A 333-nucleotide genomic window follows, 5' to 3' on the forward strand; every position below is an offset into this window, starting at 1 on the left:
AGCCAGGCCGAGCGCCTGCTGCCGGCACTGCAGGACGGCTATTTTTCGCTGGCCGAAATGTCTTTTCCCGACCTGCTCGCCATGGCCAGCGAGTACGCTGCCCTGGTCAAGTTCTACCAGCTCGATAACAGCGTCAACGGCAACTGGGAAGCCTATTTTTCGGCCGACGAAACCATCGTCATCGCGCGCATCCTCTCGACCAGGCTGGCGCGCCTGCAAAGCGCCTTCGAGCAGTGGTGGGACGGCGCCGCCGATATCACGCAATGGCGCGTCGAAACGCTGCCGATGACGGCCCTGGCCACCGATTTTCTCGACCGCTGGACGCGTGCGCTG

1 protein-coding gene is annotated in these 333 nt (G+C 63.4%); it reads left to right on the top strand.

Going from position 1 to position 333, the window contains the following annotated elements; translation table 11 throughout:
• Positions 1–333 (top strand): hypothetical protein (locus tag F1735_RS34520; protein WP_167241561.1); only part of this gene is annotated, 333 nt, incomplete at both ends.

Source organism: Massilia genomosp. 1, from assembly GCF_011682185.1.
Taxonomy (GTDB): Bacteria; Pseudomonadota; Gammaproteobacteria; order Burkholderiales; family Burkholderiaceae_D; genus Telluria_A; species Telluria_A rubra.